The following is a 21,197-nucleotide window of genomic DNA, read 5'->3' on the forward strand; positions in this document are numbered from 1 at the left end:
GCTGCGCTGTGGGTCTGCATGAAATCGACGGGTAGGCGTTTCAAGGGGGCGTATGATACGCCTACTCGGCGGTGGGGTGAAGGCCGTAAGCGCGATTAAGCCGGTCGCCTTCCGGATAAGCGTACCCAGCCTTCACGAAGTGATGGCTCTTCCATGATGAGTCCTTGAGCTTGGTAGGCTTCTAGCACGTCGTTGGCTTGGTTAGCCAAAATGCCGGATAAGGCCAGCTGCCCGCCTGGGGCGACGTGGCCAGCAATCATGGGGGATAGCTCAACTAGGGGGCCTGCCAGTATGTTCGCGGTAACAACGGGGTAGGGGCCGCCTGTTAACTGCTCTGGGTAGTAAAGTGCCAGCTGCTCGTCATTGATGTGGTTGCGTTCGGCGTTATCCCGGCTAGCTTGTAGTGCCTGGGGGTCGATATCGGTGCCATCAGCATGCAGGGCGCCTAGCTTAAGCGCTGCAATGGCAAGTATTCCTGAGCCACAGCCCACATCCAGCACCTTTTTATCTTGCAGTTGGCCGGCAACGGCTAGGCTGTCCAGCCACTCCAGGCAGAGTGCTGTTGTAGGGTGAGTACCGGTACCAAAGGCGAGGCCGGGATCGAGAATTAGGTTAACGGCGTCAGCTTCCGGTGGTTCATGCCAGCTAGGCACAATCCAGAGTCGCTCTCCCATGCGTAGGGGAGTGAAGTCGTCCATCCACTCTCTTTCCCAGTCTCGGTCAGCAAGTAGCTCATATTCGATAGTAGGGCAAGGTTCGCTGGGCAACTGCTCAGCCCAGGCGGCCTCAATCCGTCCTAACATTTCATGAATGCCTTCAAGGTCGTCGTACAAGCCGGTGAGGATGGTGTCTTGCCACAGAGGCGTTGTGCCTCGCTCTGGTTCAAAGACAGGGTTGTCATGGGCATCTTGCAGGCCGATGGCGGTGGCACCTTCGGCGAGCAGCAGCTCTTCGAGCAGATCCGCTTGCTCGGGGGCAACGTGAGCTTTGAGTTGAAGCCAGGGCATGGGATCTCCGCTTTTTTAAATAGCAGTACATTGGGAACGCTAGGAGTACTAAAGACAGCAACGGGGTGGCTGTCGCCACCCCGTTTAGCCATGCCTACCTAGTGTGACTGGTTTAGAGCGCCACGATTACTTGGCTCTGTTAGCTGCTGAGCTTCTTCTCAAGGTAGTGGATATTGACACCGCCTTGGCGGAAGTAGCTGTCACGGACGAGGTCTTTTTGCAGGTCAATATTGGTTTTAATGCCTTCGACCAGCAGCTCGTCGAGTGCATTACGCATCCGCGTTAAGGCTATTTCGCGATCCTCTCCCCACGTAATCAGTTTACCGATCAGTGAATCGTAGTGGGGAGGGACGGTGTAGCCGGTGTAGAGATGCGAGTCCATACGCACGCCGAGACCGCCGGGGGAGTGAAACAGCGTTACCTTCCCCGGTGAGGGCATAAACGTGCGTGAGTCTTCAGCGTTAATCCGGCACTCAAAAGAGTGGCCGCTAAGTTTTACATCTTCCTGACGAATCGAAAGAGGCAAGCCAGAGGCTATGCGCAGCTGCTCTTTGACGATGTCTACGCCAGTCACCATCTCGGTCACCGGGTGCTCTACCTGAACACGGGTGTTCATTTCGATAAAGAAGTACTCGCCATTCTCGTACAAGAACTCGAAGGTGCCTGCACCGCGATAATTAATCTTGATGCACGCTTGGCGACACGCCTCCAGCACTTGAGCACGGGCTTCAGGGTCAAGGCCAGGCGCGGGGGCTTCTTCTAACACTTTTTGATGGCGGCGCTGTAGCGAGCAGTCGCGATCATACAAATGAATCGCATTGCCCTGGCCGTCAGCAAGCACTTGAACTTCAACGTGGCGCGGTTTCTCAAGGAATTTTTCCATGTAAACCGTGCCATCACCAAAAGCGGCGTGTGCTTCTGTGCGGGTTACCGTAATGGCTGATAGCAAGTGGCCTTCGGTATGCACTACGCGCATGCCGCGACCGCCGCCACCCGAAGCCGCTTTAATGATCACCGGATAGCCGATTCGGCGTGCCGTGGCTAAATTGGTAGCGTCATCGTCACCTAAGGGGCCGTCTGAGCCGGGCACCGTGGGAACGCCTGCTTCCTTCATCGACTGGATCGCGCTGACCTTGTCACCCATCAAGCGGATCGTCTCAGCGCGAGGGCCGATAAAGGTAAAGCCGGAGCGTTCTACCTGTTCAGCAAAGTTGGCGTTTTCTGACAGAAAGCCATAGCCTGGATGAATGGCCGTGGAGTCAGTCACCTCGGCGGCGCTGATCAACGCTGGAATGTTTAAGTAAGATTGCGCTGACGATGCCGGCCCGATACATACGGCTTCATCTGCTAAGCGAACGTGCATTAGTTCACGGTCAGCTTTGGAGTGTACCGCTACGGTTTTAATGCCCAGTTCTTTACAGGCCCGTAGGATACGGAGGGCAATCTCGCCGCGGTTCGCGATAAGTACCTTGTCCAGCATGGGAGAATCCATCCGTGTTGATATGAAAGATTAAGCGATGACGATCATAGGCTGATCGAATTCCACCGGCTCGCCATCTTCCACAAGGATGGCTTCAACCACGCCGTCGCGGTCGGCTTCGATTTGGTTCATCATTTTCATTGCTTCAATGATGCATACCGTATCGCCTTGCTTCACAGTATCGCCCACTTCAATGAAGGCTTTCGCGCCCGGTGCAGGGCTACGGTAAAACGTACCCACCATGGGGGAGTGAACGGCTTCACCGCGATAGCTGGATTCCTGGGGCTCAGCCGCTACTGGCGCAGCGCTAGCGGAGGGTGCCTGCTGATAGGGGGCTTGCGGGGCGTATTGGGGCATTGGCTGGGGCTGCCAAGTTGCCCCATTCGGATGGCGGCTGATACGGACGGACTCTTCGCCTTCTTGAATTTCAATTTCGCTGATGTTGGACTCTTCGAGTAACTCAATCAATTTCTTAACTTTACGAATATCCATATAGTGGCCCCAGTCGGAGTTAAAGGTTTCTACAGGGTAGGCAAGCAAAAACGAGTTGCCTATGCCATGACGCTTAAAAGAGCGCAGTAAACCAGAGTTAAAAATGAAAAGAACGCTGCACGATGGCGAACGTTACCCTTTGCTCAGCCGTAAAAAATGCATTTTTAGCTAATATGGGTGCGGAGTGTGCCGAAAAAGTGTGAGCATGTCCAGCAGTGGGCGAGACATGCTCGTTATTAAGAAATTAAACAACTGTTTGACGACGATCGCGACACAACCACCTAAAAGGCGCACTTAAAGGGCTGCTTTCGTGCCTAGCTTTGCTGCCAACGCTTAAACGACGACAGGTGTTGTGCAAGCTGCTCAGCGGTAACTTCGCCCTGGATGCGCGCATCACGGATTTCCTCACCCTCGGAAAAAAACAGCAGGCTAGGTGGGCCAAATAGATTGAAGTTATTTAGCAGCTCTCGGCTTTGCGTGTCAGTGCTGGTCACATCGACCGCTATCAGCTGAAAATCGTTCAATGCGGCGCTGACATCGGGGTGGGGATACACTTCACGCTCCATTAGCTTGCAGGATATACACCAGTCAGCAGTGAAGTGAACGAAGGCGGGGCGCTGATTGCGCGCCGCTTGGGCTACGGCCATTTCCAGGTCGCTAAGCGAGTCTACTTCCTGAAAAGAGAGGGCTTGGGTCATGGCCTCGGTTTGTCCACCTGAAACCGTCAGTGGACGAAGCGGGTTGCTGCCACCTTGGGCTGCGCCAAATACCAATGCAATGCCCCAGGCAAGCAGCAAAAGACCCAAGGTTTGACGTGCCCGAGGCCAGCCGAGGGATTGATTCGTATTTAACGCGCCCAGCACGAGTGCGCTGCCAATGGCCAGCGCAGCCCAGAGTAAAAGGGCTGCCGATGGCGCCACTAACCGCTCAATCATCCAAATAGCGACACCCAGCATTAGCAGCCCAAAGGCGATTTTTACGCCGTTCATCCAGGCGCCGGTGCGGGGTAGTAAGGTGGTGCCAAAGGTACCCACCAGCAACAGTGGGATGCCCATGCCCAGCCCCAGCGCGAATAAAGCGGCGCCCCCCATCAATGCATCGCCGGTGGTAGAAATAAACACCAGTGCGCCGGCTAACGGTGCGGTCACACAAGGCGAGACGACCAGCACCGAGAGCGCGCCTGCTAGCGCTAACCCGGCAGGACCGCTCTGCTGTGCGCGGGCTTGCCACGCATCTATCCGGCTAGCGACTCGTGGGGAAACGCTCAAATTAAATGCGCCAAACATGGCAAGCGCAAATAGCGTAAACAGCAGGGCGAACGTGATAAGTACCGGCGCAGATTGCAAGTGGGCTTGCAGATTAAGCCCAGCGCCAAATAAGCCCATCAAGATGCCCACGACGGCGTAGGTGGACGCCATGCCAAGTACATAGCTGGCCGATAGAACGAATGCACGGGGCTTGGTGGGGTTTTGACCAACAACAATGGAGGACAAAATAGGGATCATCGGCAGTACGCAAGGCGTAAAAGTAAGCCCAATACCGGCGAGGAAAAAGAGGCCAAGCGCCAGTGGTAGGCTAGCCTCGCTAATGAGTGCGCTAAAGCGGCTGTCCTGGCTCTGTGGAGCGCTGATGCTTGAAACAGTGGAGTTGCTCTGTTCTGCCGGAACATTTGATGGTGCAGTAGGCTCCACCTCCCAGTTAACAAATTTGGAGGGTGGAGATGTTTCGCTGGCTTCCAGGGTAATACGCTCAGGCGGGTAGCATAGGCCAGCGTCCGCACAGCCCTGAAAGGTTAGCTCAATATCGAGAGGGCCGCTGTGGGCCTCTGAAAAGGGCGTTTCAAACACCAGACTGTCGCGAAAGATGTAGACATCGCCCATGAACTCATCGTTGGTAAAGGTGCCTTGGGGGATGACGGGTTGTTCTAGGGTAACGCGATCATGTTCACTAATGACCGCAAGTTGGTGGCGATAAAGGTAGTACTCATCAGTAATATCGATACCGATGAAAAGCGTCTCACCGTTATGCCAGGCCGTTGGCTGAAACGCCTCTAAAACAGGTAAAAAGTCGCTTTGATTGTTAGAAGCGGAAAACCACTGAGCCTGCGCCAGCAGAGGGAGCCAGCAAAGCAATAAAAACAGGCTGAAACGTTTGATGGGTAACACGATGTATCCTTGTGCAGGTTAGCGGAGTGCCTGAGAGGAAGCATATCGCACCTCTTAGTGCTAGCGTAGCTGCTGCGGTGTCGTGACGCGGTGCTTCATTCTGCGTTAATCATCGCGTGTTGTTTTAAACAAAAACGACTGTAAACGTAAAAAGGCTGCCCATAGAAGGCAGCCTTTTCAGACTAACTAACCCAGCTTTTAGGCCTTTTGGTAGGCCGCTGCGGCTTTTTCAATCGCTTTGCGAGCAGCTTCAACGCCTTCCCAAGACTCCACTTTGACCCATTTGCCTTTTTCGAGGTCTTTGTAGTTCTCGAAAAAGTGTGCGATTTGCTGGCGCAGCAGCTCAGGAAGGTCGGTGACTTCGTGAACATCATCATACAGCGTGCTTAGTTTCGGGTGCGGTACACAGACAAGTTTAGCGTCTTCACCCGCTTCATCGGTCATGTTCAAGATGCCGATGGGGCGCGCACGAATAATGCTGCCAGGCGCAACTGGGTGAGGAGTGACAACCAGTGCATCCAGGGCGTCGCCATCGTCAGCTAAGGTGTGAGGAATGAAGCCGTAGTTGGCCGGATAGAACATGGGGGTAGCCATGAAACGGTCAACGAGAAGGGCGCCCATGTCTTTATCGATTTCATATTTAATCGGCGCATGGTTGGCAGGAATTTCAATGGCCACGTAAAGGTCGTTGGGCAGATCTTTTCCAGCGGGGATATTATCGAAGTTCATCGTTGGTTCCTTGGCTTATGTAGTGCAGTGACTAAGCAGTAGGTGCATTGATGCATTGCATTAATGGCGAAGAATTATACGAAGATGGCTGCTGGATTACCAATGCGACATAGGTGTGTGCAATCGACTAATTTTATAAGCACCCTAAAATGTGCCTGTTTTTATAGGGGTAGCGACGTTTGGCGGGCATCGTTTCGTACTGCCAGCGTGTATCATGAGCGTTAACTGTGGGGATTCCCATTAAGCGGTAAGCCTAGGAGGATGAGTTGGCGCACGCCCAGTTGCTAATCAGTTACGGACAAGCCTTTGTTGCCCCGGATAGGCGCCAACACCGTAGTTCTATGTCGGTACGGATGCCTGACAAACCTCTCCTGAATGTGAAAGGTGTTTGCGCGGTGATCAGTGACTCTATCTCACGAAACACCATGGCGAAGCAGGCTGGCGATTTAAGCGTGCGTGGCTTTTTAGCCGACTATTATTCGACACCGGATCACTGGGATACCAAAATGTCGGCAACGCGCGTGCTACGAGCATTAAATGGCTGGTGCTACAGTCAAAGTCAGCATGTAAAAGAGGGCAGTTTTGTCTCTTCACTGTCTGCGATCGTGTTTCGAGGGCGGGAAGCGGAACTGTTTCATATGGGCGATACGCTCGTGTTTCGATTGCGTGGTGCTGAGTTTGAGCAGCTGACACGTGATCACGTAACCGACATAGGCGGCTATCGCTACCCATCGCGAGCGTTGGGAATGGATGGTAGCGTGGATATCGACTATACCCAGCTGGCGTTGAAGCAAGGCGATCTTTTTGTATTCACCACCCAGGGCGTTAGGGGGACACTGCTGCCTTCTGACTACGTACGCTTAATTCGTCAGGATGCCAGTGATTTAGATGCGGCCTGTGAGCGTCTCGCTAATGAAGCAAAACAGCGTGCTCAGGAGAGAGGCTACGGAGGCGACCAGTTCTGTTTTCAGCTGGTGCGCATTGATGAGTTGCCGGAAGAGGCGGATGACGATCACCCTAGCTTAATTTACGGTGATTTACCCATACCGCCTGAGTTATCGGTAGGCGAGCGTCTCGATGGTTTTGAAGTCCAGGAAGTACTCTCGCGTAATGCGCAATCCCGTGTTTACCGCGTGCGTGACCTACATTCAGAACGTGACATGGTGATGAAAGCGCCAAGTCCAGAGCTGTCTCTTCGTAATGCCTACCTGGAGCACTTTTTACTCCAGCAATGGGTGGTAGAGCGGGTGAAGTCGCCCTTCGTGGTGAAGGTGGTGGAACCCTCGCGCCCGCGCCGCTATTTGTACTACCTGATGCAGTATATCGAAAGTGAAACGCTACGAGAGTGGGCGGAAAAGCACCCTCAGGCGAGCTTAGTGCAGCGTTTAGATATTGCTAACCAGTTGGGTAAAGCGGTGCAAGCGTTGCACCATCGTGACATTATCCATCAGCAAATTACCCCGGATAATATTTTGATCGACACCCACGGCAAGCTGATTTTGGCTGATTTTAGTGCTTGCCACATGCGTGACGTAGACGGGCATCGCCATTCGGGCGAGCTGCTGCGCCAAATTGGCTTTAACGAACATACGGCTCCAGAGTATGCTCTGGGAGATAGTGTTGGGCGCCGCAGCGACCAATATTCGTTGGCTTCAACAGTGTATTGGTTGTTGACCGGTGCACTGCCCTATGTGCTAACGCCTAACCGTCTGCGCAGTCATACCGATCTGGAAGAGCTGAGCTATCGTAGTGCGCGCACCACGAACCCTGAGATAACGCCTGATCTTGATGAGGCCTTGCGCAGAGCATTGGATCCACAGCGCGCGCTGCGCTTTAGACGTATGTCAGAATTTCTGCATGCATTACGAGTTCCCCTGGGGCGTCAGCCGGTTAAACAGGAGGCGCGCCAAGAGCCCCGACGCTTTTGGCAAGGCGTTGCAGGCATTCTGCTGCTGTTGCTCGTACTGTCGTGGTTGCTAAGGTAGGTTGCTTTAAAAAAGCCCTAAGCAAACAAAAGGGGCGATGCTTTGACGGCATCGCCCCTTTTTGTATTGCTCGTCACAAACCCAAAGGGCTTACAGTGTGAAAGTAGGCAGTTTTTGTTCCACTTTCGCCAGCTTTAACTTAGCTACCTTGGGCAGGCCATTTTCAAAGGGAGGAAAGTCTTCCCCTTGAATCAGTGGTGATAAATAATCGCGGCAAGCTTGGGTAATCGCAAAGCCATTTTCACTGATGTAGTCCCGCGGCATAAACTTCTCCTGGTTGGCGATTTGCGCCAAGGGAGCAGAAATAACATCCCACTGGTAGGGCTCCTGAGAGATGCGGCGAATGGCCGGCATCATGGAGTTTTTGCCCGCCAGCGCCAGGGTGACGGCTTCACGCCCCACCGCATACGCCTGATCGACGTCCGTTTTAGAGGCAAGGTGACGTGCCGCACGTTGAAGGTAGTCTGCCACTGCCCAGTGATACTTATAGCCCAAATCTTGCTTAATCATTCCAGCCAGCGTAGGGGCAACGCCGCCTAGTTGGCGGTGGCCAAAGGCATCGGTGTTGCCCGCATCGGCCAGGAAAGTACCGTCGGCATAACGAGCGCCTTCCGAGACCACAATGACACAGTAGCCATACTGGGTGACACTCTCTTCTACCCGCGCCATAACGGCGCTACGGTCAAACGCAATTTCGGGAAAGATAATCAGGTGGGGTGGTTCGCCTTCCCCTGCGCCTGCCAGACCGCCTGCAGCGGCGATCCAACCCGCGTGACGCCCCATTACTTCGAGTACAAATACTTTGGTAGACGTTGCGCACATGGACGCGACATCCAGTGACGCTTCTTGGGTAGAAGTGGCGATATATTTAGCGACGCTGCCAAAGCCAGGGCTGTTATCAGTAATCGGCAGATCGTTATCGACTGTTTTAGGAACGTGGATCGCCGTTAGCGGGTAGCCTAGTTTTTCAGATAGCTGCGAAACTTTTAGACAGGTATCAGCGCTATCGCCGCCGCCGTTATAGAAAAAATAACGAATATCATGGGCTTTAAAAACTTCAATTAAGCGTTCGTACTGCGTACGGTGGGTGTCGATATCCTTTAGTTTGTAGCGGCATGAGCCAAATGCGCCGCCTGGCGTGTGGCGTAGAGCGGCAATGGCTTCATCGCTTTCTTGCGACACATCGATGAGGTCTTCCGTTAGGGCGCCGATAATGCCGTTATGACCGGCGTACACCTTACCAATCTGCTCCGGGGCCTGCCGGCATGCTTCGATAACGCCGCAGGCGCTGGCATTGATGACGGCGGTAACGCCACCAGATTGGGCGTAAAAGGCATTATGCTGAGCCATGGAAACGTCTCATCTCCTAAAAACAGATAATTTAAGCGCGCTCAAGGCGTGCTTGATGACTAAAGTAGGTGGGCTTCACGCAAGGAAGCGTTTTGGCTTTTCTTGGCAAGCCCATCACAAACAGCGCAAAGTTTAGCGTAAAGCAGCAGAGGCTGCATTAGGCGGACTACTCGCCTATATCCAACTCCTGTTCTTGCTGAGCTAACCGCCAACCGCCTAAATCTTTGTAGCGGTTCACCATGGCGCAGAAAAGCTCAGCGGTACGTTCGGTGTCATAGCGAGCAGAGTGGGCGGCTTTGTTATCAAAATCGATACCCGCTGCACGGCATGCGCGGGCAAGTACGGTTTGTCCGTACACAAAGCCCGCCAGTGTTGCCGTATCAAAACTTGAGAACGGGTGAAACGGGTTTCGCTTTACATCGCAGCGATTAGCCGCAGCATTTAAAAAGCTATGATCAAAAGCGGCGTTGTGGCCCACCAAAATGGCACGTGAGCAGCCGTGGGCTTTAATGGATTTTCGGATGGGGCGAAAAAGCTCCCCCAATGCTTCTGACTCCGTAAGCGCCACTTGACGGCGCAGCGGGTCGTCCAAATTAATACCGGTAAAATCCAACGCCGACTGTTCAACGTTCGCCCCTTCAAAGGGGTGAATGTGATAGGCGTACGTGGCATCGGGCAATAAATTACCCTCTGGATCCATGGTGAGCGTAACGGCTGCAATCTCAAGTACGGCGTCGTTTTGGGCATTGAACCCACCCGTTTCTAAATCAATGACAACCGGCAGGTAACTGCGAAAACGTTGGGCCATTAATTCGCGGGCAATTGCCTCGCTCATGCAGCTCTCCTTAGTAAAGCGAGTAATCGGATAGGGTGTGCAGCAAGCCACCGCAATGAATGGTGTGATTCTAGCAGCTTTACCCCCAAGGCGTCGTTGACGGTATTCGCTGAGCATTGAGAGCGCTATACTAATAGATTGTGGTAACTGGTCTGTGTTAGCACATAGCGTGCCGCGCTATATTTTTTGGTGAACTGCTTTCCCTACACAAGGAGTCAAGAATGTCCGATGTCAAAAAGGTTGTGCTGGCGTATTCAGGCGGCCTGGACACATCCGTAATCGTTAAGTGGTTGCAAGAGACCTACAACTGCGAGGTAGTGACCTTTACAGCCGACATCGGTCAGGGGGAGGAAGTTGAACCCGCCCGTGCTAAAGCGCAAGCGCTGGGTGTGAAAGAGATCTACATCGAAGACCTTCGTGAAGAGTTTGTGCGGGACTACGTTTTCCCAATGTTCCGCGCCAATACTATCTATGAAGGTGAGTACCTGCTGGGTACCTCCATTGCTCGCCCGCTGATTGCCAAGCGTCTGATCGAAATTGCCAATGAAACCGGTGCCGATGCTATTTCACACGGCGCAACAGGCAAAGGTAACGACCAAGTGCGTTTTGAGCTGGGTGGTTATGCGCTGAAGCCAGGGGTGAAAGTCATCGCGCCATGGCGCGAGTGGGATCTCACTTCTCGCGAGAAGCTGATGGCCTACTGCGAAGAGCACAACATTCCGGTGGATTTTTCTAATAAGAAGAAAAAATCGCCATACTCCATGGACGCCAACCTGCTGCACATTTCCTACGAAGGCGGCATTTTGGAAGATCCTTGGGCCGAAGCCGAAGAAGACATGTGGCGTTGGAGCGTTTCTCCGGAAGCCGCCCCGGAGCAGCCAACTTACGTTGAGCTGACTTTCGAGAACGGCGATATCGTTGCGATTGATGGCGAAGCGCATAAGCCCCACGAAGTGCTAGAGAGGCTTAACAAGTTGGGCGGTGACAACGGTATCGGCCGTTTAGATATCGTCGAAAACCGCTATGTAGGCATGAAGTCTCGCGGCTGCTACGAAACGCCAGGGGGCACGATTATGCTGCGCGCCCACCGTGCCATTGAGTCGCTGACCCTTGACCGCGAAGAAGCGCATCTGAAAGATCAGCTGATGCCGAAATATGCAGAAGTCATCTACAACGGCTACTGGTGGAGCCCCGAGCGCCGCATGCTACAAGCTGCCATTGACGAAACGCAGAAAAACGTTTGTGGTGTCGTGCGCATGAAACTCTACAAAGGCAACGCAACCGTGGTAGGCCGTAAGTCCGAGCAGTCGCTGTTTGATGAGTCTATCGCTACGTTTGAAGACGATGCGGGTGCTTATAATCAGAAAGATGCAGAAGGCTTTATCAAGCTAAATGCGCTGCGCTTGCGTATTGCCGCCGGTAAAGGGCGTCAGCAGAGTTAATTAGGTGTTAAGCGGCCAGCGCGCAGCTGGCCGTTTTTATTGCAGGGGAACCACTTATGCTAAAAAAACTACTTTCAGGTCTTTTTGGAAGCGGTAGCCAGGGGGTTGCAGAGAGCGGCACCAAAGCGGCCGACCCGGTAGAGTACAAAGAGTATTTAATCGTTTCGCAGCCCGATAACCAAAGCGGCCAATATCGAGTAAGCGGTTGGATTCGCAAGCTAGATAGTGAGGGTGCTACTCAAGAGCATCGGTTTGAACGATCAGATATGCTTCCTGGGCGAGAAGCTTGCGATGCGATGATGGTCACTAAAGCGCAGCGCTACATTGATGAAGTAGGCGACGCCATGTTTGCACCCGACCCTCGGCGTGAAGGGCAAGTTTGAGAGCCCGAAAGCTTTGCTCCGAAAGCGTTGCTCCCGAAAACATCGCTACTAGTGTGTTGTAATTACCAGAGCCACTCATTAAGCCAAGGAGAGGCGAATGCGTTTTGTGTATCAGGCCTCACCATGGCGCTCCTTAATCAATAAAAGTGGCCAGTTTGATCCTCTCGCTTTCACCACGCCGTTAGAAAGCATTGTTTCCCGACTTTTTGTTCCACACCTGACACTGGCGGATTCCTACGCTAGCCAACTGCGGCTGGTTGACGCGCTGGCGCGCTATGACCTACCCGCATGGCGCATTAGTCAAGTACTCAGCGACCACAATGCGTGGCTGTACCAACAAGCGGTAGCGCTCTCGCTAAACGAAATGCGTGCCCAGGGCTGGGGTGAGCCCCCCGTGGATTATTGTGTAGTGATGCTTGGCTCGGCGGCTCGGTATGAAAGCCTGCTCGGCCCGGATCAAGATAATGCGTTAATCATTGACGACTACCCCGATGAACGTCATGTTGAAATTGACGGCTACTTTCAAGCCCTTGGCGAGCGATTTACCCAGCGCTTAGATGAAGCGGGGATACCGCTATGTCGTGGGCACGTGATGGCCCGTTGGCCGATGTGGCGAAAACGGCTAAGCGAGTGGCGTTTGCAGCTGGAAATATGGAGTGCGGATCGGCGCGTTAAGCGCGTGCAGCAAACCAATATATTGCTTGATTTTACGCCTGTAGCAGGCAGTCTGACGCTTGCCGAACAATTGGCGGATATCGTCTCAACAACGTTGCCTCAAGCCTCGCTATTTATGGATGAGATGGCCTTGTTGCTCGATGAGTTGCCGGTTGCTTTAGACCGGCTTGGCCGCATTGCGTCTAGCCCACACCTTGAGGCGCCTCATCGTCACGCGATTAACCTGAAACGCCAGGGGTTACTGCCACTCATTAGTGCTCTGCGTTTATTGTGCCTGCGCTATAAACGGCATGAAATAGGGACCCGAGAGCGCTTGATTGCGCTTAGTCATGAGACGGATGGAGTGAGCTTAGACCAAGCGGATCTGCTGATCGCTGCGTTTGAGCGTTTTCAGCAGTGCCTGATGGAACAACAGCGTTACAACAAATCACGTGGTCAGGCGGCAGATGGTTGGGTTGACCTTCGCCGCCTGCGGGAGGACGAGAAGTTGCTGTTGAAGTTTGATCTCCAGCAGGTCAAAGCCCTTGTGCAGAGTGTCAGGGGCCAGCGTTGAGCAGTGTGCAGATCACCTGTTCGCTGCGAGGAGGTCGAGATATTACACTATCAGCATCGCTTTATGGACGTTCTTGGCCATTGTTCTCATCCGGGGCCGCGGGTAATTCCAGTGTTAAACAGGCGCCGCCTAGCTGTTTAGCATCTTCCACCCAGAGCCGCCCGCCAAGGTGAGCGATGATGCCGCGACTAATAGGTAAGCCTAAGCCGCTACCTTTGGGCCTTCCTTTGGGTAGCTCGCCGTCTTGTTGTATTTGGTGGAATTTCTCAAATACTCGTTCTCGCTCCTCGATACCAATACCCGGCCCGTTATCCTCAACACTTAAGCGAAAATGTCGGCGGTGGTGGTAAAGCGCCAAGCGTACCTTGGGCTGCTGACGGTCGGCGAACTTACCCGCGTTATCTAACAGGTTGATGATCACCTGCTCTAACCGGTCGTGGTCGCCGATCACCATGGCGGGGTCTGCCTCAATCACAACGTCCAACGCGATGCCGTGCTCTTCATGCAGATGAGCAATCGCGCTAATGCTGTGTCGTGCCAGCGCAGCCAGATCAAGAGGCTCGGGATTGAGTGTTAAGCGGCCACTTTCCAAGCGAGCTAAGTCTAATATCTCCTCAATCAAGCGGGATAACCGTTGGCTCTCATGCACGATGACACCCAAGAAGTGCTTGCGCTTCTCATCAGGTAGCTGGCCACTATCTCGCAGAATTTCAGCAAAAGCGCGGATGGAGGTTAACGGTGTGCGCAGCTCGTGGCTGACCATAGCGACGAACTCATCTTTCAGCCGATCTAGTTCGCGTAACCGCTCGTTCGCATTGCGAAGCTCCTCACCAATTTGCGCTAACTCTTGGGATTTTTGCTCAAGTCGGCGGTTGTACTCAATGGTTTGAGAGGTGGTATCTAAAATGCTCAAAATGGCTTCGATATCCAGCGCTTCACCGCGTACTACCGAGTTGATCAAGACGCGAGCGGATGCGCTACCCAGCGCACCCGCCAGCGCCTGCTCTGCGCGGGTGATTAGCTCAGGCGGGGCAGTGTCATCAGGCACGAAGGGATGTGTACTACCACTGCGTCGGAATACTCGCTGCGTGGTTTGCTCGCCTAAATAGCGCACCAACAACTCTTTCAAAGCACCTTGCGTCGTTTTCCCATGCCATAGTGAGGTGGTTTGTAAATTAGGATGCATGGCCTCGGTAAACAGTGCAGCCTGGGTTTGCTCTAAAGGGGAGGGGCGGGTAAATAGCGAAACGCCCACCAGCAGACCTACGTTGGCGAGCATGCTCCACAGTAAGGAGTGGCTGTAAATATCCCAGTTTTCTAACCCGAACAGCTCGTAGGGAATAAGCCAGGCAATACCCCAAGGCCCCTCGGTGATTAACGTAGCGCTTAGCCAGCCAGATTGGGCAAAACCGGGTAATAAAAGGGTGTAGCACCAGACAAGAAAGCCTGCAATTAAACCAAGGGTAGCCCCTTGACGCGTGGCCCCCCGCCAGTAAAGACCAATTAGTAAGGCGGGAGCAAACTGAGCGGCGCCCGCAAAAGAGACAAGGCCGATGGTCACTAAGCTGTAGGAGTCGCCAATCAGCGCATGGTAGAGGTACCCCAAAAGTAGGATAAGCACGATGGCGATACGTCGAATACCTAACAGCCAGCCAGCGAGCTCACCTTTTGTGCTTAGGTGTAGCCGCTTAGAGCGGAGTAGCAGCGGCATCACGAGCTGGTTGCTCACCATAGTGGAGAGCGCGATGGTTTCCACGATGACCATGCCTGTGGCGGCAGAAAGCCCGCCAATGAATACCAGCAGCGGCAAGCCCTCTAGCCCGGCTGAAAGCGGTAGTGTCAGTACAAAGCTGTCAGGATCTCCTGCACTAACACCCAGGAGTAAACCTGCCAGGGCAATGGGAATGACAAATAAATTAATCAACAGCATGTAAAGGGGGAACAGCCAGCTAGCTCGCGTTAGATGCTGTTCATCGACATTTTCCACGACCAATACCTGGAACTGGCGTGGCAGTGTTAAGAAAGTCAGGAACGCGAGTGCCAGCATACCGACCCAGCCGGTAGCGCCTCCTGGAACGCTCTCTAAACTCATGCTGTTGACCAGGGCGGGGGTAGCGGCCACTTCGGCAAATAGCGCCGCAGGACCTTCAAACATAACGAAAACCACAAATATACCCACGGCCATAAACGCCACTAGCTTCACCAGTGACTCTAACGCAATAGCGGCTACCATCCCTTCATGTCGCTCGCTAGCATCCAAATGGCGGGTGCCGAATAGAATAATAAATACCGCCAATACCAGCGCAACCCAGAGCGATTTGTCCATCCAAAACCGCTCATCCACAAGGGTGGTATCAGCGGTGTGAGGGTAGTTGATCAAAACCGCATGACTAACGGTGATAGCTTTTAATTGCAGGGCAATATAAGGCGTAATACTGATCAGCGCCATGAGGGCTACGAGTGCGCCAAGTGTCGAGTTTTTACCGTAGCGTGCGCTTATAAAGTCCGCAATGGAGGTGATTCGCTGCCGCGCGGCAATGCGCACCATTTTGCGAATCAGTGAGGGCGCCAAAAGCATGGCCAGGGTAGGGCCAAGGTAGATGAGTAAAAAACTAGGGCCGTGCTCCGCTGCACGCCCCACGCTGCCGTAAAAAGTCCAGGCCGTGCAGTATACCGCGATAGAGAGCGCATAAACGGTTGGCGAACCAATCAGTGAGCGGCCCTGTTCGGCCCGCCGATCGCCCCAGGCGGCTACCACAAAGAGTAGCGCTAAGTAGCCAAAGGCGGTGCCGAGAATAATAGGGTCTGTACGCATGGTTAGCGTCTCGCGCGATGTTCCATCAGCCAAGCGGCTAGCCCAATGACGACTGCCCAGGCAAGAAACAGATAGAACGGTAACCAGCCCGCATTTGAGGAGGGCAAGCGATCTACCACAATGATGAGGGGTGGACAGAACAACAGCAGGGTAAGGGCGACTAGCGCCGTTAAGCGCTCTGTTTTACGCGATTGTCCGCCGTTAGGTTTCATGAGGCACTGGCATCCTGTCGGTCAAACGCATTGGCCTGCAGCGTTAGCAGCTGCTCCAGCGTGTCGATGCCGCGAGCTTCCAGGCGGGGTAGCAGAGCAAGCCATAGCTCGGCGGTCACCCTGGCATCACCCAATGCCGTATGGCGGGTGCCAGGCGGAAATGCCAAGTCGTAACGTTTGGCAAGGCTATCCAGGTCATGCCCGTCCAGCGCTTCGTCAAGTGCCCTAGAGATCAGCAGGGTGTCGATCACCGGGTTATCAAACGCGACTCCTTTATTGCTAATAGCAAGAAGGTCAAAGGCGGCGTTGTGGGCTAGCAGCACGGCCTCGCCTATGTAGCTGCGAAAGTGAGTCAGCACAATATCCAGCGGTGGGGCGCCAGCGACATCGGCATCGGTAATGCCGTGAATAGCGGTGCTTGCCGGTGGGATAGGCCGGTTGGGGTCAACCTTTTGGTCAAACACGTCGCTCGCCAGCAGGCGCGCATTTACGACTCGGCAAGCGCCTAGGCTGATCACCGTATCGCCACGGCGTAGTTCAAGCCCGGTGGTTTCGGTATCAAAGGCCACCACATCTAAGCTGCGCAGTGAACGGTTGGCTAATGCCTCATCGGGGGGTGGCAAATCAGCGATACCAAAGTCATGAAACTCAGGTCGTGGTGGCGCTTGCTCTCGGGGTGCGCCTACTCGTTCTATGGCAGGCAGTGGCATTCGCAGTCGCGCATGTAAACCATCATCATCCGCCAGGCTCCAAATGTCGCTGGCATGCTGGCGCAGTACATCCGCCACTTTGGGTGTTAGCGGTAGGCTGGCAATAGGCTGATGCTGCCAAGCGGCGAGCTCGTGCTCTGGAAGCGCCTTGCCTTGCCAAATAAGGTCTAGATAGACGCGCTTATTGCCCAGGCATATTTCACCTTCAAAGCCGCTGTCGGGGAGGTGGGCACTTAGCTGCTTTACCAAGGAGTCAAAAAGCGCAATTAGCGCCGGGGCATCGCCCTTAAACCAGGCAGGCATGCCCACCGGAGTGATCAAACGGTGCTCGGGGTCTAAGCGTTCATCTAGCGCCTGCCAAAAATCGTTTGACCACATCGGCGTTAACCGTTCGCCCTGGTGCTGTAAATCGTCCAGCAGCTGGCCAATTTTGGCGACATTCTCGCCGAGCGTGGTGCCCTCTTCGTGAATGACCCGCTCAAAGCGTTGGCGCAGCCGCGACGTGTCAGCATCGTGTTGATGACGTAGTTGGATCAGAGCATCGGCGGCACTGGTAAGGCTAGCGGTATGCTGGCGAAGCGGCGTAAGCATGTTAGCCAACTCAGCGCGTACGCCCATTTCGTTAGACCAGGAGGCCGTGGCATCGCTAAAGGTGAGCAAGGTTTCACCGTCGCTGCCCGGCACACGGCGAAGCATCACTTTCAACCAGCGGTTATCGCAGGGGGTCAGCAGTTCCCTGGGTGAGCCGTCGCTGGGCAGCTGGGTAAGAGCATTCTGTAAGCTGCCGACTGGCAGTAGGGCTTCCAGCCGTTTACCTAAACCGAGTCCGGTGTTGCCGATAAAAAAGTCTTCTGCCGCTTGGTTAAAAAGCATCAGTCGACGGTGGTGGTCACATAGTAGTAGCGGTGTTTCAAGCACTTGTAAAAGAGTTTCCAGCTCCTGGCGAATACGCGCCGCGCTGCGGGCACCCTCCGTATGGGCAGTAGCAAGGCGGCTGCGATCAACACGCCAGCTTTCGCGCACCCGGCGCAAGTCGGGGGCAAGCGCTTTTAGCCAGCCCTCTGGTGGGTGTTCATCCCGAGCATCGGGGTTGGCGACTAAGCGGGCCAACTGTACTTGAAGGTGGCGAAGCGGGGTAAACAGCATACGCTCAAGCAGTAACCCCACCAGAAAAATCGTAGCGCCACCGGAAAAGCTGCCCAGCCATAACGCGAGGCGCGTTAACCCCGTTGGAGCCAGTTGAGCATCGAGCCACGCTGCAAAAACTGCGCCGCCTAGCAGACTAATGCCGCTGAGAAGAAGCCATAAGCCAATTAAACGTTGGCGCTTGGGCAACCCGCCTTTGGTCATGGCTGCTCCTCAGTTAATAGGGCTTTCACTTTTTCAACCAACGATTGGGTTGAAAACGGTTTGGTGATGTAGTCGTCGGCGCCCAGGGCCATGCCCTTTTCGCGCTCGACGTCGCGCCCATGGGCGGTCAGCATAATAATCGGCAGGTGGGCAGTGGCTTCTTGACCGCGCAAGCGCTCCAGTACATCAAAACCGCTCATGCCGGGTAGGCTAATATCCAGCAGCAACAGGTCAGGGGAGGTGTTTTTGACTTGTTCTAATGCTTGCTCCCCGTCTTCTGCGGTGATGACTTCAAAGCCTGCTTGCTCCATTAGAAACTCTAACGACAGCACAATGTTGGGTTCGTCATCGACCACCAGCACTTTAGCCATGCCTCTCTCCCTGTTCATATTGTAGTGGGTTATCCAAGGAGTTTAGGTAGCCTCGGCGGTGGGGCCAAGACGACCTTCGACGTGTGCGCTTGAAAAGGGGAACCAAATAGGTACTAACTCGCATGACGCTTAGGGCCGAATGGCCCCAGCCATAGCCACACTTGGGAAACAATCAGTAGTGGTAACAGCCATAGAGGTGCCCCTGTGGTGTTGACGAGTAATTGAAAAATAAGGGTACCGACAATACCCCCTAACATACCGATACACACCAGCCTTGATGGGCGCGATGTGGCGCCACGGGCAGTAAAGCGAAAGAGGTAGCCTGTCGCCGCCCCAAGCAGCAATGCACATAAAAATAAGAAAAGTAGGGTAGGCATGTGTATCTCACGTGCTGATTGTTTTGTGGCTCAGCCTAGCCTTTATTGGTGAATAGCGGCACTACAACTTTATATTTATACAACTTTGGGCTTAATTCAAAAGAAGTCTTACGCTGCAACATGGACGTAAGCGCTTTAGGGCATCACTATGTTTAAGTGGCAATAAGTTAATGAATATTGTCAACAATAACGAGAAATTACCAAAGGAGCTGCGTCCATGAGTGCTATTGTCCTACTGGTGGTAGGTCTTGGTGCAATGGCCTTGGGGTACTTTGTGTACTCTAAGTTTATTGCCGACAAGATTTACCAGTTAGACCCTGACTTTAAAACCCCTGCCCATGAGTTTGAAGATGGTGTGGATTATGTACCCACCAATCGCTTTGTATTATGGGGGCACCATTTCACGTCAGTCGCTGGTGCTGCACCCATTGTCGGGCCTGCTATTGCCGTCATCTGGGGGTGGGCGCCCGCTTTTTTATGGGTAATATTCGGTACGATTTTTTTTGCGGGGATTCACGACTTTGGCGCTATTTGGGCCAGCGTGCGCAATAAGGCGAAGTCCGTCGGTGCCCTGACCGGCGATGTCGTTGGCAAACGGGCGCGCAGTATCTTCATGATTGTCATATTTTTAGTGTTGTTGATGGTTAACGCCGTTTTTGCCGTTGTCATCGCTGGGCTAATGATGAACTTCTCAAGCGCCGTCGTGCCGGTTTGGGGTGCGATCCTGGTGGCGCTTATCATAGGCCAGTTAATCTATCGCCGAATTCTTAGCCTGCCCGTTGTCTCTATTATCGGGGTCGTTGCGCTCTATTTCCTGATCGGCATTGGGCCATCGGTTCCCATCCAGATGCCTGCTGAAGTAGGCGGCATGTCGGGCAACGCAGTATGGATTTTAATTCTGTTTGGCTACGCAGCGATTGCGTCGTTACTGCCTGTGTGGATGCTTTTGCAGCCGCGTGATTACATTAACGGCTTACAGCTTTTTATTGGCTTGATTATCCTTTATGGCGCCCTGGTGCTATTGAATCCAACGCTGGTAGCCCCCGCATTTAACAGCGATGTACCGGCAGGTACGCCGTCGTTAATCCCTTTGCTGTTTGTGACTATCGCCTGTGGTGCTATCTCGGGCTTTCATGGGTTGGTCTCCTCGGGAACCACATCCAAGCAGCTCAACAAAGAAACCGATGCGCGCTTTGTGGGTTACTTCGGCGCGGTAGGTGAAGGCATGCTGGCGCTGGCCGCTATCTTGGCAGCCACCGCCGGCTTTGCCACCTTGGGTGATTGGCAGGCGATGTACAGTGCCTTTGGTCAAGGCGGTGTGAATGCCTTCGTTGAGGGCGGGGCCTTTATTATTCATAACGGTATCGGGCTTCCTGAAGCAACGGCTGCCACGCTGCTGACCGTCATGGCTGCTCTATTTGCGGGTACCACTATGGATACTGGGTTGCGCCTACAGCGCTATATTTTCCAAGAGTGGGGGGATATTTATAACCAGCAGTGGATGAAAAAGCCCGCTATTGCTACGGGTTTAGCGGTTGGTAGCTGTTTACTGCTCGCCTTTGGTGCCGGTGGTGCAGACGGCTCGGGCGGTTTAATTATCTGGCCGCTGTTTGGTACCACCAATCAGCTCCTTGCGGGGCTAACGCTACTGGTGATTACTGTGATGCTGGTGCGTATGAAGCGCCCCATGTGGTACACCTTGGCGCCACTTTGCTTCCTGTTGATAATGACCATCTTGGCGCTGCTTATCCAGCTCCGTACCTTCTGGAATCAGGGCAATATGTTCCTTTTAGTGTTGGATGTTGTGGTGTTAATTGCAGCCATTATGGTCGCGATGGAGTGTGCGGCTGCGCTGAAGCGCTCCCGTGCTGAGATGGCGGCTCAGAGTGATTAACCGCGTCGTAAATTCTGCTATTCAGCTAAGAGAGAGGTAACGTTATGCACGATGACCCAACTAACGGGTCGTCGTCGCGTCGCGATAAATTACGGGCTTGGTTAGACCAAGCCCGTTTTTTTACCGAAGAAGTGTATAGCGCTCGCTATCGGGGTGCTATTGCTCGGGCACGGCGTGACGAAGACGATCTATTTATGCTGCTGGTGTTCTCTGAAATGATGGGGCTTGAAAATCCTGCAGGCTATTACACGCTTGAGCTACAGCCGCTGCTATTAGAGCGCTTCCATGACTGGCATCAGCGGATGGGAATGGAGCACTCGCCCTTGGATCATTTCCGCTGTTGTTGAAAGCGACCCGCTAAACAACCAATAT

18 protein-coding genes are annotated in these 21,197 nt (G+C 53.7%); 6 read left to right on the plus strand and 12 right to left on the minus strand.

Annotated elements, in window-relative coordinates; genetic code table 11:
- Positions 1 to 95 precede the first annotated feature (95 nt).
- From prmA to ppa, 5 genes are all read right to left on the minus strand, one after another.
- Positions 96 to 1,007, minus strand: coding sequence for a 50S ribosomal protein L11 methyltransferase (gene prmA, locus LOS15_RS05410; protein ID WP_263068639.1), 912 nt, complete (start codon positions 1,005 to 1,007; stop codon positions 96 to 98).
- Positions 1,008 to 1,146: 139 nt separating this feature from the next.
- Positions 1,147 to 2,487, minus strand: coding sequence for an acetyl-CoA carboxylase biotin carboxylase subunit (gene accC, locus LOS15_RS05415; RefSeq protein ID WP_263068641.1), 1,341 nt, complete (start codon positions 2,485 to 2,487; stop codon positions 1,147 to 1,149).
- Between the two features lie 30 nt (positions 2,488 to 2,517).
- A complete protein-coding gene (gene accB, locus LOS15_RS05420; protein WP_263068643.1) occupies positions 2,518 to 2,979 on the minus strand; it encodes an acetyl-CoA carboxylase biotin carboxyl carrier protein in 462 nt (153 codons plus the stop codon).
- A gap of 314 nt (positions 2,980 to 3,293) precedes the next feature.
- Positions 3,294 to 5,144 (minus strand): protein-disulfide reductase DsbD, encoded by a 1,851-nt coding sequence (gene dsbD, locus LOS15_RS05425; RefSeq protein ID WP_263068644.1) that lies wholly within the window; start codon positions 5,142 to 5,144, stop codon positions 3,294 to 3,296.
- 198 nt (positions 5,145 to 5,342) lie between these two features.
- The gene (ppa, locus tag LOS15_RS05430; RefSeq protein ID WP_263068646.1) at positions 5,343 to 5,873 is read right to left on the minus strand and encodes an inorganic diphosphatase; all 531 of its coding nucleotides are present in this window, start codon (positions 5,871 to 5,873) and stop codon (positions 5,343 to 5,345) included.
- Positions 5,874 to 6,139: 266 nt separating this feature from the next.
- Here ppa and LOS15_RS05435 point away from each other — a divergent pair, with 266 nt between their 5' ends.
- Positions 6,140 to 7,858: a bifunctional protein-serine/threonine kinase/phosphatase gene (locus tag LOS15_RS05435; protein ID WP_263068648.1), complete on the plus strand. Its 1,719-nt coding sequence runs from the start codon at positions 6,140 to 6,142 to the stop codon at positions 7,856 to 7,858.
- 90 nt (positions 7,859 to 7,948) lie between these two features.
- Here the strand turns inward: LOS15_RS05435 and LOS15_RS05440 are convergent, their stop codons facing one another.
- Together LOS15_RS05440 and rnt are read right to left on the minus strand one after the other, a co-directional pair.
- Positions 7,949 to 9,208 carry a 6-phosphofructokinase gene (locus LOS15_RS05440; RefSeq protein WP_263068650.1) on the minus strand — a complete coding sequence of 420 codons (1,260 nt, stop codon included), beginning with the start codon at positions 9,206 to 9,208 and terminating at the stop codon, positions 7,949 to 7,951.
- 166 nt (positions 9,209 to 9,374) lie between these two features.
- Complete coding sequence (gene rnt / locus LOS15_RS05445; protein WP_263068651.1) at positions 9,375 to 10,043, minus strand: ribonuclease T; 669 nt, start codon at positions 10,041 to 10,043, stop codon at positions 9,375 to 9,377.
- Positions 10,044 to 10,264: 221 nt separating this feature from the next.
- On the opposite strand from rnt, the gene LOS15_RS05450 reads away from it, so the two are divergent.
- From LOS15_RS05450 to LOS15_RS05460, 3 genes are all read left to right on the plus strand, one after another.
- On the plus strand, positions 10,265 to 11,485 hold the full coding sequence (locus LOS15_RS05450) for an argininosuccinate synthase (RefSeq protein ID WP_263068653.1): 1,221 nt from the start codon (positions 10,265 to 10,267) through the stop codon (positions 11,483 to 11,485).
- A gap of 56 nt (positions 11,486 to 11,541) precedes the next feature.
- Complete coding sequence (locus tag LOS15_RS05455; RefSeq protein WP_263068654.1) at positions 11,542 to 11,868, plus strand: HlyU family transcriptional regulator; 327 nt, start codon at positions 11,542 to 11,544, stop codon at positions 11,866 to 11,868.
- Positions 11,869 to 11,965: 97 nt separating this feature from the next.
- Positions 11,966 to 13,096, plus strand: coding sequence for a DUF294 nucleotidyltransferase-like domain-containing protein (locus LOS15_RS05460; protein WP_263068655.1), 1,131 nt, complete (start codon positions 11,966 to 11,968; stop codon positions 13,094 to 13,096).
- 61 nt (positions 13,097 to 13,157) lie between these two features.
- Here the strand turns inward: LOS15_RS05460 and LOS15_RS05465 are convergent, their stop codons facing one another.
- The 5 genes from LOS15_RS05465 to LOS15_RS05485 all read right to left on the minus strand — a co-directional run bounded on the left by LOS15_RS05465 (position 13,158) and on the right by LOS15_RS05485 (position 18,931).
- The gene (locus LOS15_RS05465) at positions 13,158 to 15,911 is read right to left on the minus strand and encodes a sensor histidine kinase (protein ID WP_263068657.1); all 2,754 of its coding nucleotides are present in this window, start codon (positions 15,909 to 15,911) and stop codon (positions 13,158 to 13,160) included.
- A 2-nt stretch (positions 15,912 to 15,913) separates the two neighbouring features.
- Positions 15,914 to 16,123, minus strand: coding sequence for a hypothetical protein (locus LOS15_RS05470; RefSeq protein ID WP_263068658.1), 210 nt, complete (start codon positions 16,121 to 16,123; stop codon positions 15,914 to 15,916).
- Positions 16,120 to 18,183: a 3'-5' exonuclease gene (locus tag LOS15_RS05475; protein ID WP_263068660.1), complete on the minus strand. Its 2,064-nt coding sequence runs from the start codon at positions 18,181 to 18,183 to the stop codon at positions 16,120 to 16,122. Before LOS15_RS05475 ends, LOS15_RS05470 begins: the two co-directional genes overlap by 4 nt.
- A complete protein-coding gene (locus LOS15_RS05480; RefSeq protein ID WP_263068661.1) occupies positions 18,180 to 18,554 on the minus strand; it encodes a response regulator transcription factor in 375 nt (124 codons plus the stop codon). Before LOS15_RS05480 ends, LOS15_RS05475 begins: the two co-directional genes overlap by 4 nt.
- A 113-nt stretch (positions 18,555 to 18,667) precedes the next feature.
- The gene (locus tag LOS15_RS05485; protein WP_263068662.1) at positions 18,668 to 18,931 is read right to left on the minus strand and encodes a hypothetical protein; all 264 of its coding nucleotides are present in this window, start codon (positions 18,929 to 18,931) and stop codon (positions 18,668 to 18,670) included.
- A 217-nt stretch (positions 18,932 to 19,148) separates the two neighbouring features.
- On the opposite strand from LOS15_RS05485, the gene LOS15_RS05490 reads away from it, so the two are divergent.
- Together LOS15_RS05490 and LOS15_RS05495 are read left to right on the plus strand one after the other, a co-directional pair.
- Positions 19,149 to 20,825 carry a carbon starvation protein A gene (locus LOS15_RS05490; protein WP_263068663.1) on the plus strand — a complete coding sequence of 559 codons (1,677 nt, stop codon included), beginning with the start codon at positions 19,149 to 19,151 and terminating at the stop codon, positions 20,823 to 20,825.
- Between the two features lie 44 nt (positions 20,826 to 20,869).
- Positions 20,870 to 21,172, plus strand: coding sequence for a cory-CC-star protein (locus LOS15_RS05495; RefSeq protein WP_263068665.1), 303 nt, complete (start codon positions 20,870 to 20,872; stop codon positions 21,170 to 21,172).
- The last annotated feature ends 25 nt before the right edge of the window (positions 21,173 to 21,197 follow it).

This window comes from Halomonas sp. 7T (assembly GCF_025643255.1).
Taxonomy (GTDB): domain Bacteria; phylum Pseudomonadota; class Gammaproteobacteria; order Pseudomonadales; family Halomonadaceae; genus Vreelandella.

What these genes read in the sequence shown, in the direction of transcription:
- accB (WP_263068643.1), bottom strand. Translation starts at nt 2,979, where the DNA reads ATGGATATTCGTAAAGTTAAGAAATTGATTGAGTTACTCGAAGAGTCC.
- accC (WP_263068641.1), bottom strand. Translation starts at nt 2,487, where the DNA reads ATGCTGGACAAGGTACTTATCGCGAACCGCGGCGAGATTGCCCTCCGT.
- LOS15_RS05465 (WP_263068657.1), bottom strand. Translation starts at nt 15,911, where the DNA reads ATGCGTACAGACCCTATTATTCTCGGCACCGCCTTTGGCTACTTAGCG.
- LOS15_RS05455 (WP_263068654.1), top strand. Translation starts at nt 11,542, where the DNA reads ATGCTAAAAAAACTACTTTCAGGTCTTTTTGGAAGCGGTAGCCAGGGG.
- LOS15_RS05490 (WP_263068663.1), top strand. Translation starts at nt 19,149, where the DNA reads ATGAGTGCTATTGTCCTACTGGTGGTAGGTCTTGGTGCAATGGCCTTG.
- LOS15_RS05480 (WP_263068661.1), bottom strand. Translation starts at nt 18,554, where the DNA reads ATGGCTAAAGTGCTGGTGGTCGATGACGAACCCAACATTGTGCTGTCG.
- LOS15_RS05495 (WP_263068665.1), top strand. Translation starts at nt 20,870, where the DNA reads ATGCACGATGACCCAACTAACGGGTCGTCGTCGCGTCGCGATAAATTA.
- LOS15_RS05475 (WP_263068660.1), bottom strand. Translation starts at nt 18,183, where the DNA reads ATGACCAAAGGCGGGTTGCCCAAGCGCCAACGTTTAATTGGCTTATGG.
- ppa (WP_263068646.1), bottom strand. Translation starts at nt 5,873, where the DNA reads ATGAACTTCGATAATATCCCCGCTGGAAAAGATCTGCCCAACGACCTT.
- LOS15_RS05450 (WP_263068653.1), top strand. Translation starts at nt 10,265, where the DNA reads ATGTCCGATGTCAAAAAGGTTGTGCTGGCGTATTCAGGCGGCCTGGAC.
- LOS15_RS05470 (WP_263068658.1), bottom strand. Translation starts at nt 16,123, where the DNA reads ATGAAACCTAACGGCGGACAATCGCGTAAAACAGAGCGCTTAACGGCG.
- LOS15_RS05460 (WP_263068655.1), top strand. Translation starts at nt 11,966, where the DNA reads ATGCGTTTTGTGTATCAGGCCTCACCATGGCGCTCCTTAATCAATAAA.
- LOS15_RS05485 (WP_263068662.1), bottom strand. Translation starts at nt 18,931, where the DNA reads ATGCCTACCCTACTTTTCTTATTTTTATGTGCATTGCTGCTTGGGGCG.
- LOS15_RS05440 (WP_263068650.1), bottom strand. Translation starts at nt 9,208, where the DNA reads ATGGCTCAGCATAATGCCTTTTACGCCCAATCTGGTGGCGTTACCGCC.
- rnt (WP_263068651.1), bottom strand. Translation starts at nt 10,043, where the DNA reads ATGAGCGAGGCAATTGCCCGCGAATTAATGGCCCAACGTTTTCGCAGT.
- prmA (WP_263068639.1), bottom strand. Translation starts at nt 1,007, where the DNA reads ATGCCCTGGCTTCAACTCAAAGCTCACGTTGCCCCCGAGCAAGCGGAT.